The organism is Micrococcaceae bacterium Sec5.1 (genome assembly GCA_039636795.1).
GTDB lineage: Bacteria > Actinomycetota > Actinomycetes > Actinomycetales > Micrococcaceae > Arthrobacter.
In genome coordinates this window covers 4,575,742-4,591,229 of sequence record CP143430.1, presented here as the reverse complement: position 1 = coordinate 4,591,229, position 15,488 = coordinate 4,575,742, and the positions used below count along the sequence as shown (strand labels likewise).

The 15,488-nt window shown below is 62.0% G+C and carries 12 protein-coding genes; 5 read left to right on the top strand and 7 right to left on the bottom strand.

Annotated elements, in window-relative coordinates:
- Positions 1-47: 47 nt before the first annotated feature.
- The 4 genes from VUN82_20915 to VUN82_20900 all read right to left on the bottom strand — a co-directional run bounded on the left by VUN82_20915 (position 48) and on the right by VUN82_20900 (position 7,154).
- A complete protein-coding gene (locus VUN82_20915; GenBank protein XAS71517.1) occupies positions 48-1,880 on the bottom strand; it encodes an ABC transporter ATP-binding protein in 1,833 nt (610 codons plus the stop codon).
- The gene (locus VUN82_20910; protein XAS71516.1) at positions 1,877-3,676 is read right to left on the bottom strand and encodes an ABC transporter ATP-binding protein; all 1,800 of its coding nucleotides are present in this window, start codon (positions 3,674-3,676) and stop codon (positions 1,877-1,879) included. Before VUN82_20910 ends, VUN82_20915 begins: the two co-directional genes overlap by 4 nt.
- A gap of 194 nt (positions 3,677-3,870) precedes the next feature.
- Positions 3,871-4,818, bottom strand: a complete 948-nt coding sequence (locus VUN82_20905) for a metallophosphoesterase (protein XAS71515.1) — start codon at positions 4,816-4,818, stop codon at positions 3,871-3,873.
- Positions 4,819-4,820: 2 nt separating this feature from the next.
- Positions 4,821-7,154, bottom strand: a complete 2,334-nt coding sequence (locus VUN82_20900; GenBank protein ID XAS71514.1) for a transglycosylase domain-containing protein — start codon at positions 7,152-7,154, stop codon at positions 4,821-4,823.
- Here VUN82_20900 and VUN82_20895 point away from each other — a divergent pair.
- From VUN82_20895 to VUN82_20885, 3 genes are read left to right on the top strand one after another with little or no spacing between them, the layout of a single operon-like run.
- Positions 7,153-7,308: a DUF4177 domain-containing protein gene (locus tag VUN82_20895; protein ID XAS71513.1), complete on the top strand. Its 156-nt coding sequence runs from the start codon at positions 7,153-7,155 to the stop codon at positions 7,306-7,308. The genes VUN82_20900 and VUN82_20895 overlap by 2 nt on opposite strands.
- Positions 7,309-7,310: 2 nt before the next feature.
- Entirely contained in the window at positions 7,311-7,847 is a 537-nt protein-coding gene (locus VUN82_20890) for a RidA family protein (protein ID XAS71512.1), read from the top strand.
- 17 nt (positions 7,848-7,864) lie between these two features.
- Positions 7,865-8,776, top strand: a complete 912-nt coding sequence (locus VUN82_20885; GenBank protein ID XAS71511.1) for an NUDIX hydrolase — start codon at positions 7,865-7,867, stop codon at positions 8,774-8,776.
- A 267-nt stretch (positions 8,777-9,043) separates the two neighbouring features.
- Here VUN82_20885 and VUN82_20880 read toward each other — a convergent pair whose 3' ends face one another.
- Positions 9,044-9,721, bottom strand: coding sequence for a Crp/Fnr family transcriptional regulator (locus tag VUN82_20880; protein XAS71510.1), 678 nt, complete (start codon positions 9,719-9,721; stop codon positions 9,044-9,046).
- A gap of 235 nt (positions 9,722-9,956) precedes the next feature.
- On the opposite strand from VUN82_20880, the gene VUN82_20875 reads away from it, so the two are divergent.
- A complete protein-coding gene (locus tag VUN82_20875; GenBank protein XAS71509.1) occupies positions 9,957-11,141 on the top strand; it encodes a MarP family serine protease in 1,185 nt (394 codons plus the stop codon).
- Between the two features lie 51 nt (positions 11,142-11,192).
- A complete protein-coding gene (aroQ, locus tag VUN82_20870) occupies positions 11,193-11,657 on the top strand; it encodes a type II 3-dehydroquinate dehydratase (GenBank protein XAS71508.1) in 465 nt (154 codons plus the stop codon).
- Positions 11,658-11,838: 181 nt separating this feature from the next.
- Here aroQ and VUN82_20865 read toward each other — a convergent pair whose 3' ends face one another.
- Both VUN82_20865 and VUN82_20860 read right to left on the bottom strand, forming a co-directional pair.
- On the bottom strand, positions 11,839-14,037 hold the full coding sequence (locus tag VUN82_20865; GenBank protein ID XAS71507.1) for an alpha-galactosidase: 2,199 nt from the start codon (positions 14,035-14,037) through the stop codon (positions 11,839-11,841).
- Positions 14,038-14,131: 94 nt separating this feature from the next.
- Entirely contained in the window at positions 14,132-15,472 is a 1,341-nt protein-coding gene (locus VUN82_20860; protein ID XAS71506.1) for a sugar ABC transporter substrate-binding protein, read from the bottom strand.
- Between the last annotated feature and the right edge of the window lie 16 nt (positions 15,473-15,488).

Below are 15,488 nucleotides of genomic sequence, written 5' to 3'. Positions count from 1 at the left end.
TAGCTGAATCGCTGCGGGATGCGAAATCGAGGAAGGGGTGTCGCTCCTCACACGAGCGAGTCCCGCCATGCTCCGTGGAGCCGGGCAAACTGGCCGCCACCAGTGATCAGCTCGGCCGGTGTTCCGTCCTCAACAATCCGGCCGTCGTGGACCACCAGAACCCTGTCTGCTGTCTCCACGGTGGAGAGGCGATGGGCAATGATGATGGCGGTACGGGCAGCGTTCTGGCCTGCAACACCCTCCAGAAGGTGGGCGAGTCCTGCCTGCACCATCCGCTCGGAAGGAATATCCAGCGAAGACGTGGCTTCGTCCAGGATCAGAATGGCAGGCGCGGCGAGGAAGGCCCTGGCGAATCCGATCAGTTGACGCTGGCCCGACGAGACGCGGCCACCACGTTTATTGACATCCGTGTCATATCCTTCGGGCAAGCTCATGATGAATTCATGGGCGCCCACTGCTTTGGCTGCAGTCTCCACCTCGGCTCGGGAAGCTTCAGGCCGGCCCAATGCGATGTTTTCCGCCACGGAGCCGCTGAAGAGGAAGGCTTCCTGGGTCACCATGACCACTGCGCGGCGAAGGTCGGTGGTAGCCAGATCGCGAAGGTCAATGCCGTCCAACGTGATGGCGCCTGACGTGACGTCGTAGAAGCGCGCAACGAGTTTGGCCAGGGTGGATTTGCCGGCGCCTGTCTGTCCTACCAAGGCAACGGTTTGGCCAGCGGGAATGTGCAGGTCCAGCTTGGGCACAACCACCTTGCCATCGCTGTACCCGAACTGCACGCCTTTGAAGTCGATCTCGCCGCGTGAACTCTTCAGCGACACAGGGTTCTTTGGCGGCCGGACGGTGGGCACCTCTTCGAGGAGCCCTGATACTTTCTCCAGCGCCGCCTGTGCGCTCTGGAAGGAGTTGTAGAACATAGCCATCTGGTCCACCGGTTGGAAGAAGCGCTTCGTGGACAAGATGAGGGCCAGGAGGACGCCCACGGCGAGGTCACCGCTGAGCACCCTGAACCCGCCGAACAACAGCACTGCCGACACACACACGTTGCCGATCAGCACGAGACCCGGCTGGAAGATGCCATTGAGGTTGATGGAGCGGACGGTGTTCTTGCGGTAGTCCTCAGCCAACGCGCCATAGCGGTCAGCGTTCTCGCGCTCCTTGCGGAACGCCTTCACGGCGCGGATCCCCGTCATGGTTTCCACGAAGTGCACGATCAGCCGCGCCGAAACCACCCGGGATTCCCGGAACGCGATCTGGGAATGCTTTTGGTACCAGCGCGCGAGTAAGAACATGGGCACACCCGCCGCAAGCATGATCAATCCACTGCGCCAGTCCAAGGCAAACACCGTGAATGCTGTGAAGAGCATAAACAGCATGCCCGAAGCCAGCGAGCTCACGCCGGAGTCCAGCAATTCCCGTAGGGCCTCGAGGTCCGAGGTTTGGCGGGCGATGATGCGACCAGACGTGTACTTCTCATGGAATTCAAGGCTCAACCGCTGGGTGTGCCTGAACACGCGGACCCGGAGGTCCAGCAGCATGGCCTGGCTCAATTGGGCTGTGGACGTTACGTAGAGAGCAGTCATTGCAGCGGTAGCGACGGCTGCGGCCAAGTACAACGCACCGGCGAGCATCAGCGGACCATTGTCACCGGCTTGCAATGCGGGCAACGCGGTGTCGATGCCAAAAGCAATCAGGGCTGGCCCGGCCACGCGGGTGAGCTGCGAAACCACCACCATCACGATCGTCATCCAGAAGCGCAACCGCACCGGGCGGATCAGCGAGCCCAGCAAGGCGAGCGACCGGCGTCGTACTGCTTTGCTGTCCGCTTTGGTCAGGAGCGTGTTGTCCTCGTTGGCGGTTCCAAAGGTTGTGGCGCTCACCGGCGGGCCTCCTCGGCGTCTTCGAGCTCGTCCAGTTCGCTGTCCAGGTCCCTGGGACCGGTATCCAGGCTTGCGATGACGTAGCGGTAGTGGGCGTTTTCAGCCAACAGTTGCGTGTGGGTGCCGACGGCGGTGATGGTTCCGTTCTCAAGCAAGGCCACGCGGTCCGCCAGAGCCACCGTCGAAGGGCGGTGCGCGACGATCAGCGTGGTCGTCTCGTGCAGTACTTCGCGGAGCCGGGCTTCCACGCGTTCCTCGGTGTTGACGTCCAAAGCCGAGAGGGGATCGTCCAGGACCAAGACTTTCGGCTTCGCTGCGATGGCACGGGCAAGGGCTATGCGCTGCCGCTGGCCGCCCGAAAGGCTCAACCCTTCCTCGCCAATCAGGGTGTTCACACCGTCCGGCAAAGAGTACGCGAAGTGGGCCTGGGCGACGTCCAAGGCTTCATCCAGGGCCTCCTCACTGGGCTCAGGGGAGCCGAGCAGGACGTTGTCCCGTACCGAGCTGGAGAACAGGGTGGTGTCTTCGAAAGCCACCGCAACGATGCGCCGAAGTTCCTCGATGTCGTAGTCGCGGACGTCCACGCCATCAATCGTCACGGAGCCTTCTGTGACATCGTAAAGACGGGGGACAAGCTGGAGCAGGGCGCTCTTGCCGCTGCCGGTGATACCCACCAGTGCCATGGTTTCGCCAGGACGAATGTCCAGGGTGATGTCGTGCAGGAGCGTCCCGCCGTCGTCGAATCCGAAGCCCGCGTGCTCAAACCGCAGGGCGCCCTTCACCGTTGCCGGCAGTTCAGCCTCATCCGGCGAGGTGATGGTGTTCTCGGTGTCCATAACTTCAAAGTGGCGGTCAAGTGCAGTCTTGGCAGTCAGCGCCATGGCCAGGAGCATGCCGGAAAACTCCACGGGAGTGGCCACTACGGCGGCGGTCGCGAAGAACGCAACCAGTGAGCCGATACTCAGCTGGCCGCTTGCCGCGAGCATGATACCCACCACCAGGCCGACGCCCAGAGCCAGCTCAGGCAGCAACGTGACCACCAGCGTGAAGCCGGCTTGCTGCTTCGCTTTGGCAATCTCAGTCTGCCGCAGCTCTTCTGCCTGGCCGTTGAAATTTTCCAGCGCTTCGCGGCTGCGGCCGAAAGCCTTCAGGACGCGGATGCCGTGGACGGACTCTTCCACGGTGGTAGCAAGATCGCCCGCCTGGTCCTGGCTGAGGCGCGTGACCAGGCTGAAGCGACGGCGGAAGCGGAACGAATTGACCATGATCGGCACAGCCGCGCCGAGGAAAATCAACGCCAGTTGCCAACTCATGGAGAACATGACTCCGACGCCAATGATCACTGTTAACGTGGTGACCACCAGCATGATCGCGCCGAACGCCATCCAGCGGCGCAGAAAACTCAGGTCCGTCATGGCTCGGGACAGCAATTGCCCCGAACCCCAGCGGTCATGGAAAGACACTGTGAGTTGCTGGAGGTGACCATACAGCGATACCCGCATCCTGGTCTCAACCGTCGTGGCCGGGTTGATAACGAACTGCCGGCGCAGGGCCACCAGTCCCGCTTCAGCCACACCAAGCGCAAGAATCACGACGGCGGCAATCCAGACAGCGCCAGGGTCACCGCCCGGTTGAAGCGAGGTGTTGACCAGTACACGCAGCACTTGAGGGATGGTCAGTGCAACGATGCTGGCGAGCAGGGCGCAGAGGAGGCCCATGAAAAGCCGGGGGAGGATGGGCCGCACATGAGGGTACAGGCGGCCGACGGATGTGAAGAATGACGTTTGTTTGGACATGCCCGCTTCTCAACAGCTGGATCTTCAGATGGTGCGGAGGTAGTTTCCCGTAGCAACTACCCTATGCCATGCCGTGATTCGTTTCACAGGACCACTCTTTGCTATGTGGAAAGTTCGCCAGTTATTGAGATTCGTAATGGTTCATGCGCTTAGTTGCGCTGCGCGTTAGCTGCCGGCTTAGCTGCCCGAGGCGGTCAGCTGGGGGCCGTGAGCGTCAGCAGGACCGCTTCCGGGCGGCACGCGATCCGGACCGGGGCGTAGCGCGAGGTGCCGATGCCGCCTGAGACGTTTACCGGCGTCGTGAATCCGTCGCTTTCCCAATCGTGGAGGCCCTTTGCCCGCCATGTCGGGAGGTCGCAGTTGGAGACGAGAGCGCCGTAACCGGGGATGCAGATCTGGCCGCCGTGAGTGTGTCCGGCGAGGATCAAATCTGCCTCGGCTTCGGTGAAGTGATCGAGGACGCGTTGGTACGGTGCATGGATGACGGCGACCCTCAGGTGCGGACGGGCATCCTGGTTCACGGTGCCGCGGGGCCAACCGGCATAACGTTCGCGCTTCAAGTGGGGATCATCGACACCCGAGAAATCGAAACGCAGGCCATTCAAAACCACCGACTGAGCACGGTTAGTGAGGTCAATCCAGCCTCCCATGCCGAAGGCAGACCGCAACCTGGGCCAGTCGAGCTTGATGGGATCGGTCCTGAGCTTCGACGGTCCGCGGAAGTAGCCCGCAGGGTTCTTGATCCTGGGTGCGTAGTAGTCGTTGGATCCCGGGACGAAGACGCCGGGAAATTCCATGAGGGGCCGCAGGGCGCTGATCAGCGGATCGACGGCCTGTTCGTGGCTGAGGTTGTCGCCGGTGTTGACTACAAGATCGGGCTTCAGATCCGACAAAGACTGCAGCCACTGGGTTTTCTTGTCCTGTCCCGGAACGAAATGGATATCGCTCAGATGCAGTACGCGGAACGGATCCGAACCCTCGGGGAGGATGGGGAGAGTCTCATGGCGGACTCCGAACTGGTCCTTTTCCCACCAACCGTAGGCAGCAGCTGCCGCACCCGCAGTGGCACCGAGGACAGTAGTGACGGCGAAACCGCGCCCGACAGTGCGGACGCGGTTTGCCAGAGAATCACCAAAGATCACGGTTAGTCCTTGCCAGGGCCGTTGCCGTTGCCATTGCCGTTGTTGCCGCCGTTGTTGGTAGGAGTTGTCGGCGGGGCGGGATTGTTCTGCGTGGGCGCTGGCGCCGTATTGCGCTGTGGAGCAGGGCCTCCGAGGAGGTTGGACGGCGGCGCCTGGAACGGGTTGGTTCCATATGCAGGGGCAACTGACAGCATGTAGTTGGTGAACTGCGGACCAGCAATCATGTAACCGTCGATGGACTGGTAGAACTTGCCGTTGACAGTCAGGTTACGACCCGGACGCTTCTGGTCACCCAAGGGGTCGCCGAACCAGGAAGCCGTTGCCAACCCGGTGGTGTAGCCGACCACCCAGGTGGAACCGTTGGTGTCGTTGGTACCGGTCTTGGCGGCTACCGGGAAGTTCCTGGAGTTGAGGGCTGGCCGGATCAGGGATCCCGAGCCTTCGTCCAGAACCTTACCCATGGCATACGCCACCCCTCGGGCAACCTCAGGTTTGATGGCATCCTTGCAGTTGGAGGATTGGGCCGGGAGATCGGCGCCGGACTGGTCCTTCACCGAGGTAATCGCGATTGGCTGGCAGTACTTGCCGTCGGCAGCGAACGTGGCGAAGGCGCTGGCCATGGTGAGGGGCGCAGTCTGGGTGGAACCAATGAGGTTACCCAGAGTGGTCATGGGCACCTTCGGATTGGGATCCGTGATCTTGCCGGCATCATCGCGTGCGGGCAAGCCGCCATGGACGCCCGTCGCATCGACAATGCCCTGGATGCCACACAGGTCCAGTTGCGAAGCCGAAGCAAAGGTGGCCGTGTTGATGGAGTTCATGAGGCCATAGAGGACCGTCATGTTTCTGTAGTAGCCCTCGTCAGAGTTCTGCAGGTCGAAAGTGCCGTTCGTGGCGTCATACCAGCCGACAGTGGGCGCAGGGCAGGTGTTTCTCCACCGGAAGTTCTGGGGGTACCTGCGGACCGAAGCATTAATCGTCGTATTCATCGACTTGCCCTCGTTCAGCCATTCGGCGAACGTAAACGGCTTCATCGTAGAACCGGGCTGGAAGCCGCCAATGCCGTTGAGGTCGTTGCCGTCGGCATCGAGGACGTCCACGTTGAAGTTTTGGGTCTGATCGAACTTGCCATCTTGGGGGAGCCAAACGGTGTTCTGGGCCATACTCACGATCTGGCCCGTGCCCGGCTGGACCGAGACGATGGAGGCGCCCCACTTGTCCGGGTTGGCGCCCGCCGTCCCATCGACCTGCTGCTGGGCAACGGTCTGCGCGGTGGGATCTAGGGTGGTCCGGATGGTAAGGCCGCCACGCATGATGCGCTTCTCGCGCTCGTCCGAAGTCTCGCCGTACGCAGGGTTGTTCAAGAGCAGGTGCAGTACGTAGTCGCAGAAATACGGAGCCATGGTGGCGTATGCGCAACCCTGTCGCGCGGGAGTGACCTTGGTGGTGACAGGAGTGGCCACTGCTTCGTCGTACTCTGCCTGGCTGATCTTGCCCTGGTTCACCATGGCAGCCAGCACAAGGTCGCGGCGCTTCTTCGAGTTATCGGGGTTGGTGATGGGATCGAAGGCGGACGGGCTGTTCACCAAACCAGCCAGCAAAGCTGCCTGCGGAAGAGTCAGATCCTTCGCAGTAGTGCTGAAAAAGAACTTGGAGGCAGCTTCAATGCCATAGGCATCACGGTTGAAGAAGACGATGTTGAGGTAGCCCTCAAGGATCTGCTCCTTGGAGAACTTCTTCTCCAGGGCAATAGCCAGCTTCATCTCGCGGAGCTTATCGCCGACGCCCTTGTTCAGGCCGTTCAGCTTGACGTCTTCGTCCTTGCCCGATGCGACCAGCGATTCATTGATGACGTTGTTAACGTATTGCTGCGTAATGGTGGACGCGCCCTGCTTGTTGCCGCGGGCGGTGCTCACGATGGCTCGCATGATGCCGGTGGTGTCGATGCCGCCGTGCTCATAAAAACGGCTGTCCTCGATAGAGATGACAGCATCCTTGATGAACGGGCTCATTTGATCCAGCGGAACCTTGGTCCGGTTCTCAGCGTAGATCGAGGCAATCGGGGAGCCGTCCTTCGCCAGAATCGTTGTGTTCTGGCTCGGCGGGTCCACCTGCAGCTCTGCCGGCAGAGTGTCAAAGAACTGGATTGAACCACTTGCGGCACTGCCCGAAACGGCTGCTGCGGGGACCAAAAGGCCCGCCACCAGGACGCCACAAATCGCGCTCACGCCAAGGAAACCTAAAATCTTTCCGAGGGTGGTGGCAGTGTCGAATATGGGGTTCTTGCGAGTCACCATGTTTTCCACTTTACCGGCAAGGGCTAGGCTTTCTGTCATGACCAAATGGGAGTACGCCACGATTCCGCTCATTATCCACGCCACGAAGCAGATCCTGGACCAGTGGGGCGAGGACGGTTGGGAGCTCGTCCAGGTCGTCGGTGGACCCGATGGCAAAGGCCTTGTTGCATACCTGAAGAGGGAGAAGCAGTAACTATGACAACCCCCGCAGAAACCACGTCTGCCGCGGAATCCGGCGCTCCGACGTCGGCCGTTGAGCAGCGTCTCGCCGAGCTCGGCCTGACCCTCCCCGAGGTCGCCGCACCTGTTGCCCACTACGTGCCGGCGATCGTCTCCGGCAACTACGTTTACACGTCCGGCCAGCTCCCGTTTATTAAGGGCAAACTCGAAGCTACGGGCAAGGTCTCCCTCGGCGAGTTGGGCGCCTCCGACGAGCCCACCGTCGATCCCGAGGATGCCAAGCGTTACGCCGCTGTCTGCGCGATCAACGCCCTCGCTGCCGTTAAGAGCGTCATTGGCGACCTCGACCGCATCACCCGCATTGTCAAGGTAGTCGGCTTCGTTGCGTCCGAGCCCACCTTCACGGGCCAGCCCGGCGTAATCAACGGCGCCTCCGAACTTCTCGGCCAGGTACTGGGCGACGCCGGCAAGCACGCACGCTCCGCCGTCGGCGTTTCCGTCCTGCCGCTCGACTCTCCTGTCGAAGTCGAGCTCATCGCTGAATTCAGCTAAGGAACCGGTTCACCCAATTGCCGCAGCTTGCCCGCCGCCTGTTCGCACTCCCTCCCGCACTCGAAGGGGCAGCACGAAACTGGCTTGAGCTCGGCGAGCGGACCCCCAGGGCCGCCCGCTACGCATCATCCGTCGTCCTCTTGCGGGACTCACCCACCGGTCTGGAGACCTGGCTTGGTTACAGGCCAGGCTCCTCGCCGCTGGGCGTCGTCGCGTTCCCCGGTGGATCCCTGGACCCGTCCGACGACGACCCCGTCGGTTGGTTGGGTCCCTCACCGCAGTATTGGGCTGAGCACATGGGAACGGACGACGTCGGACTCGCCCGCCGCCACGTTGTGGGCGCTATCCGCGAACTCTTCGAGGAAACCGGCGTCCTCCTTGCCGGCCCAGACGCTTCCTCCACTGTGGAGGCCAACTCGACCGTGGAATGGATGAAAGCCCGGGAAGCTGTGTCCAGCCAGGAGAAATCCTTCAGCGAAGTGCTCGCCAAGCGCGGCCTTTCACTCCGCACGGACCTGCTGAAGCCCCTGGTCAACTGGCTCAGCCCCGACTTCGCCCACACCCGCTTCAACACGCGCTATTTCGCGGCTACAGTCCCCGTGAACCAGCAGCCGAGCATTCTGGGCAGTAAGGGCGTATGGGGCCGCTGGGTTTGTGCGGCCGAAGCCATCGCCATCCGCGACACCACAGCCCTCGGCGACGAAATAGCCCAGGAAAACACCGTCGGACTCACTCTCGGCCACCTCCTGGTCCCCGGGTCCGAAATCATGCTTGAAAAAATGGCCCATGCCAACGGCTGCATCGCCTACCTGAGCTACAAGCGCAAGGCCCACGTGTATCAGCCCAAACTGGTAGACGAGGGTGGAGTGCTGATGCTCGAGGTCGAAGCCGCCAGGACCGTAGCCGGAGAGCCGCAGCGGGAGCGCTAAATCGGATCCTCTCTCACGTCCCGACGGGTTTTGACGGATCCTCTCTCACGTCCCGACGGGTTTTGACGGATCCTCTCTCACGTCCCAAGAGTTTTGACCGATCCTCTCTCACGTCCCAAGAGTTTTTGACGGATCCTCTCTCACGTCCCGACGGGTTTTGATCGATCCTCGCTCACGTCCCGACGGGTTTTGACGGATCCTCTCTCACGTCCCGACGAAAAAAGCCGCCCCGGTTCATCACCAGGGCGGCTTTTTTGCGAGGAGAAATTAGCGCGAACGCTGGCGGAGCCGCTGCATGTCCAGAATGACGACGGCGCGCGCTTCCAGGCGCAGCCAACCGCGCTGGACGAACTCGGCCAGTGCCTTGTTGACGGTTTCGCGGGAAGCGCCCACCAGCTGGGCCAGTTCTTCCTGCGTGAGTTCATGGGCAACCAGGACGCCGTCGGTGGCCGGACGGCCGAAGCGGTCGGCCAGATCCAGGAGCGCCTTCGCGACGCGGCCCGGGACGTCCGAGAAGACGAGGTCGGACAGTGAATCGTTGGTGCGGCGGAGCCGGCGGGCGAGGGCCTGCAACAGCTGCGCGGAAACCTCGGGACGCGTGCGGAGCAGCGCGTTGAGGCTTTCGTTCTTCAGTCCGGCCAGGCGCGTTTCGGAGACGGCGGTGGCCGTGGCGGTGCGGGGGCTGGGATCGAACAACGCCATTTCGCCGAAGAGTTCTCCCGGGCCGAGGATGGCCAACAGGGACTCGCGGCCATCGGGGGAGGTTCGGCCGAGCTTTACCTTGCCGGAAACGATGAAGTACAGCTGGTCACCCTGGTCGCCTTCGCGGAATACCGATGCCCCGCGTGAGAGGTCCACCTCGGTGAGTTCGTCCGTCAGCAAGCGGAATGCGTCGTCGTCAAGGGTGGCGAAGAGGGGTGCGCGGCGCAATACCTCGATGTCCATGAAATCTCCTGAATATAAGTTTCGGTCGTGGCGCTCCAGCCATTGTTTCAGAATTTTTAAGCTTCTGTGACGTACTTGGCAGGAGAAACGCTGAAACGGCGCGGTTTTTGCCCCCATCGGGCCTTGTTTGCGGTGCCTTTAGACGCTCGGAGCGCACCCGTATCGTGATGGGACTAACGGTTTCTTGTCAGGGTGCCCAACTACAATTGGCGCTACCCGGTCACAAGGAGCATTGGTGTTTGGCTTGACGATTTTGGATTTGGCATTGATCTTGATGCTGCTGTCCTACCTGATCTATGGCCTGCGCAGTGGCTTCCTGGTGACACTCGGCGGAATTGCCGGTTTTGTGGTTGGCGCGATTGCTGCATTTATGGCTGTTCCACTTGTGAGCGGCTGGGTGAGCGATAGCGGTTGGAGGCTGACCGCCACAGTGGGTGCCGCCGTCGTGCTTATTGCGCTTGGCCACGGGCTGGGTACCATGATCGGGCGAAAAGTCCGCCATGCGGTGCGGATTAAGCCGTTGCACGCAGCCGACCGGTTGATTGGCGGCGTGGTCAGCGTGGTGGTCGCGGCGCTGGTGATGTCCATGTTGGCGTTCAGTATCAGTTCACTGGGCGTGCCGTTTGTCTCGCAGCAGTTGGCTGAGTCGCGGGTCATTCGATACATCGATTCGTTGACGCCGACGCCGGTCAAAACCACAATGGCCCAATTGCGATCTACGGTGATCGGCGACGGTATTCCCAAGCTGATTGAGGGCTTCGGCCCCTCCACACCGGTTACGATTCCCAACGAGTCCACCGACACTCCCGCCCTGAACCGCGCTGCCGAGTCCGTCCTGAAGATTGCCGGCACGGCCTTTGAATGCGGCCAGAACCAAACCGGATCCGGATTTGTCGTGTCGCCCGGGCGCGTCGTGACCAATGCACACGTTGTGGCGGGCGTGTCGCAGCCGGTCGTGGAAATTCCCGACGGCGGCGCGTTGCCGGGTCGGGTGGTCTACTTCGACTCCCAGCGGGACATCGCGGTTTTGGCCGTAGACGGACTTTCATCGGATCCACTGCAGCTGAGTCCAGACCTGGCAGCCGGCAGCCCCGCAGCTTTTGCGGGCTACCCGCACGGCGGTCCTTTCCAGTCCAAACCAGCAACTGTCCAAGGGATTTCGACCATCCTGGTTCCTGACATTTATGGCAGCAATCCTTCTCCCGAGTCGGTCTACAAGCTTGCGGGTGACGTCCAACCCGGTAACTCGGGAGGGCCGCTGCTCACCATGCAAGGGCAGGTAGCCGGCTTGGTTTTTGCCAAGACCACCACTGATGCGGCACTTGGGTTTGCACTCACCATGGAGGACATCCAGCCGGTGGCTGCCCAAGCTCCGGGCCTTAGCAATCCTGTTTCGCCCGGGCAGTGCACACGCAAGTAACTTTGACGGCAATTCCCGGACATTCTCCCGCCGCCTAATAGATTGGGAGCCATGACTGAAGCCACCCCCGCCACCGAAGCTGGTCGCGGCACCATTCTTGTGATCAACGGACCGAACCTTAACCTTTTGGGCACCAGGGAGCCCGAGAAGTACGGCACTTCCACGCTCGCGGACGTCGAGCAGTTGGCCATGTCAGCCGCGGCTGCCCATGGCTTCACGGTGGACTGCGTTCAGTCCAACCACGAAGGGGATCTCCTCGACGCTATCCACGCAGCGCGCGGAACCGCGGCGGGCATCGTCATCAATGCCGGGGCCTTCACACACACGTCAGTGGCGCTTCGTGACGCCCTGGCCGCTGTTCAGCTGCCCGCCGTTGAAGTGCACATCACCAACGTTCATCAGCGCGAAGAGTTCCGGCACCACTCCTACCTGTCTGGCGTGTGCAACGCCATCATCGTCGGCGCGGGCGTGCTTGGGTACAAGCTGGCCATCGACTACCTGGCTGAAACCGTGTAGTCCGGCGGACGTGAGAGAGGGTTCCCGGGAAGCCGTCGGGACGTGAGAGAGGGTTCCCGGGGAGCTGTCAGGACGTGAGAGAGGGTTCCCGGGAAGCCGTCAGGACGTGAGAGAGGATCCCCGGGAAGCCCTCAGGACGTGAGAGAGGGATCCCGGGAAGCCCTGTGGATGTGAGAGAGGGCTACAGGGCAGTGAACCGCAGCAAGAGCGCGTGCTCGGGGTTCAGCACGGGCATGGGAAGGCCCGCCTCGCCCAGGAAGCGTCCCGTTGCCACCGCACCGTCGGCCAACCAGGCGACCGGCTGAGCCTCGATGAACGTGTGCCCGTAATCAGCATCTGCCGGTGTGGGGAAGATCGCTTCCACACGATAGGAACGGGAGCCTTCCAGCCCAGGAATGGCTACACGCCCGGGCTGTTCGGCGAAGCCGGTCCGCGTCTTGACCACGGCGAACAGGGCTGCGGTGGCACCCACTGCAATGCCGCCGTCGTGCGTGGCATCGTCAACAACAGAGTCAGCGACAACCCCGTGCAGCATCATGGACTCGTCGGGCACATCTGCGCGCACCATCCGTCCGGTGTGGATCAACCCGCGGTGCTCCTTGTACAGGGTGATGAAGCGCTTGAGTTCCTCGCGCTCAGGCCCCTGGACTTCGCGGATGTCCCACTCCATGCCGAAGTGCCCAAACAGTGCGGTGATGGCACGGAACGACAAGTCATGCGTCCGCGCGGTGGTGTGGGACGTCGTGGGCCCAATGTGTCCGCCCACCAGCTCTGGCGGGACCACCATTCCGGTCCAGCGCTGGATGGTTTGCCGCTCCAGGGCGTCGTTGCAGTCCGAGGCCCAGATCCGGTCGGTGCGTTCCAGGATCCCGAGGTCCACTCGGGCGCCGCCGGAGGAGCAGCTCTCGATCTCGACACCCGGGTGCTCTGCGCGGAGGGCATCGAAGAGCCGGTAAGCGGCAAGGGTTTGTCCATGCACGGACGAACGGCCGGCATGGCCGTGCTCCAGGAGGTCCCGGTTTTGGTCCCACTTGAGGTAGCTGATGTTGTTTTCCCGCAGCAGGGCGTCAATTCGATCAAAAATGTACTGCCACGCCTCGGGGTTCACGAGGTCAATGATGTGCTGGTGCCGCCATTCGAGCGGTAGCCGGCCTCCGTCTTTGAAGGACAGGGCAGATGGTCCAACGATCCACTCCGGGTGGGCGCGGGCGATGTCCGAATCAAGGTTCACCATCTCCGGTTCAACCCAGAGGCCAAACTCCATCCCGCGGGAAGTCACTGCATCAATCAGGGGCGTCAGGCCTGAAGGCCAGATGGTTTCATCGACGTACCAGTCACCGAGGCCTGCGTGGTCGTCCCGGCGTCCGCGGAACCACCCGTCGTCGAGCACAAACCGCTCAACGCCCAGGTCCGCGGCGGACTCGGCCAGCTCGATCAAGGTCTCCAGGTTGTGATCGAAGTACACCGCTTCCCAGGTGTTGAGGACTACTGGCCTTGGCTTCCCAGCGACATCCACGTGGTGCGGGCGGGACCGGAACCAGCTGTAGAAGGCTTCGCTGATTCCGTCCAAGCCCCGATCGGAGTAGGCGGCAAACAATGCTGGTGTGGTGTAGCTTTCGCCGGATTGCAGCACGACTTCGGAGGGGCCCAGGAGTTCGGAACCGCCGATCATTGTGCGGCCATCGGCCACGTTGTCAGCAAATTGCTCGTGGTTTCCGCTCCACGCCAAGTGTGTGGCCCAGACTTTGCCGTGTCGGTTGCCGAAGCCGGCGGTTCCGGCCGCAAGCAGCAGTGAGGAATCGTGTCCTGTACGGCCGTGCCGGCCAGTGCGGACCCAGGTTCCTTGCTGGATGGCCCTGCGTTGCGGGTGCCGTTCGCGGCACCAACGGCCAGTGAGGTCCAAAAGCTCGACGGCGTCCGGCGCCACCGGGAGCATCGTCGCCAATTCGTCTACTTGGAAAGGCGACGTGCCGTCGTTGGTGACTGTGTGCCGCAGTTCCAAAAGACCACCTGGGTGCAAGGTGAGGTTGCTCGTGACGGTGATCCCGGCGTCGGGATCTGACTGAACGATCGACGCTGACGACCCGTCCGCCGTCGCGTTCACCACCCGCAGGCGTACAGAGAAGTCGTAGCCGGGGACGCCATCGGTAAACCGGTGTCCCCGCAACCCTGTTCGGCCCTGCCACGATGAGGAGGCCTGGGGGAGGAGCCCGGCCGGTACGTTGGCATCGATCGAGGAAGGCGGGATGGGCTCATTGAGGATGGAAAGGTCCGGAAGGGCGTCGCCCAGGTCTGCTCCCCAGTGGGAGATTTCGGCCTCTCCTCGGTGAGTACTTATCACCAGGCTGGTACCGGCGGAACGGAGATGGAGCGGGTGCATGGGTGTGAGTCGCTTTCAAAAAGATTGTGTGAGGCCCACTCTGCGGTGCAAATGGGCACGAAGGCGCGCAGAGCAGGCCTCACAACGGGAAGTTTTACTTGAAGAGGGCGTTGACCTGGTTGTTGGCTTCAGTCAATGACGACGCAGGCTTCTTGCCGGAGAGCACGGCATCCATGGCCGGCTTCATGATGCCGTCCACCTTTGCGGCCTTGTCCGCGATCGGGAACAGGAACGTGGTGCCTTCCTTCACGTGTGTGGTGAAGGCGGAAACGTCAGTGCCCTTGTCGGCGAACGCCTTGGCGGCAATCTCGGAAGAGCTGGTGATGGCCGGGAAGACCACGGCCTTGCTGGCTACGACGTCCTGGCAAGCAGCCGAGCCGAGGTACTCCACCCACTTCACGCTGGCGGCAGGGTTTTTGGTGCCGGCCCAAATGGAGTCCGCCAAGCCATTGAACATGCTGGCACGCTGACCGTTGGGGCCCTTGGGCGTCGGCGCAACGGCGGTCTCGATGCCCTTGTAGGTCTTGTACTGGCCGATCAACCAGTCTCCGTTGCTGTTGATCGCAGCCTTTCCAGCACCGAAGCTGTCCGGCATGCTGGCTCCAACAGTGGTCTCAAGCTTGGGCATGTAGCCCTTGTCCACCAGGCCGGCCCACCAGGCGATGGTTTCCTGGAAGCGGGGGTCGTCGTAGTTGAACTTGCTGCCCCACGGGTTCTTGTCGGTGGCGGTCCAGCCGGTGGTTGCCGTGAGGAAGCTCCACTCCGTCTGGCCTTGGCCCGAGCCGCTGCCGGTCAAGCCCAATCCGTAGGTGGCTACGTTGTTCTTGTCGAAACCGGCTTCATCTCCGCGCTTGCCGTTCTTGTCCACGGTCAAGTGCGCGATCGTCTTTTCGTAGCTGCCGCCGTCCTTGGGGTTCCAATCAAGGTTGGCCATCTGCTCCGCGGTGATCCCTGCCACGTCAGTCATTGCCTTGTTGTAGAACAGGCCTACGGTGTCCCAGTCCTTCGGCAGGCCATAGCGCTTGCCGTCCTGGCCCACCCAGAGCTCCGGGAGGCCCTTGGTGTAGGCATCAAGCTTGATTCCGTCTTTTGCCACAGCGTCATCGAGGGGCAGAAGCTGCTTCTTCGCGGCGTACTCAGGGTACTTGGACAGGTGGTCCGTGAAAACGTCCGGCGCTGTTCCTGCGACGAAACCGTTGGTCAATGTGGTCCAGTAGTCGTCCCAGCCGCGCTGGGTGATCTTGACCTTGATATCCGGGTTGGCCTTGGTGAAATCATTGGCGCACTGTTGGTACGCGGGGAGCTGGTTGGCGTCCCAGAGCCAGTAGTTGATTTCTCCCTTGGCCTCGGAGGAAGCAGGGGCGGAGCCACCACAGGCGGACATTGTCAGGGCGATGGCGGCGGCAGCAGCGGCGACGCCGAGGGTTTTCTTCATGACGAACCTTTCGTTG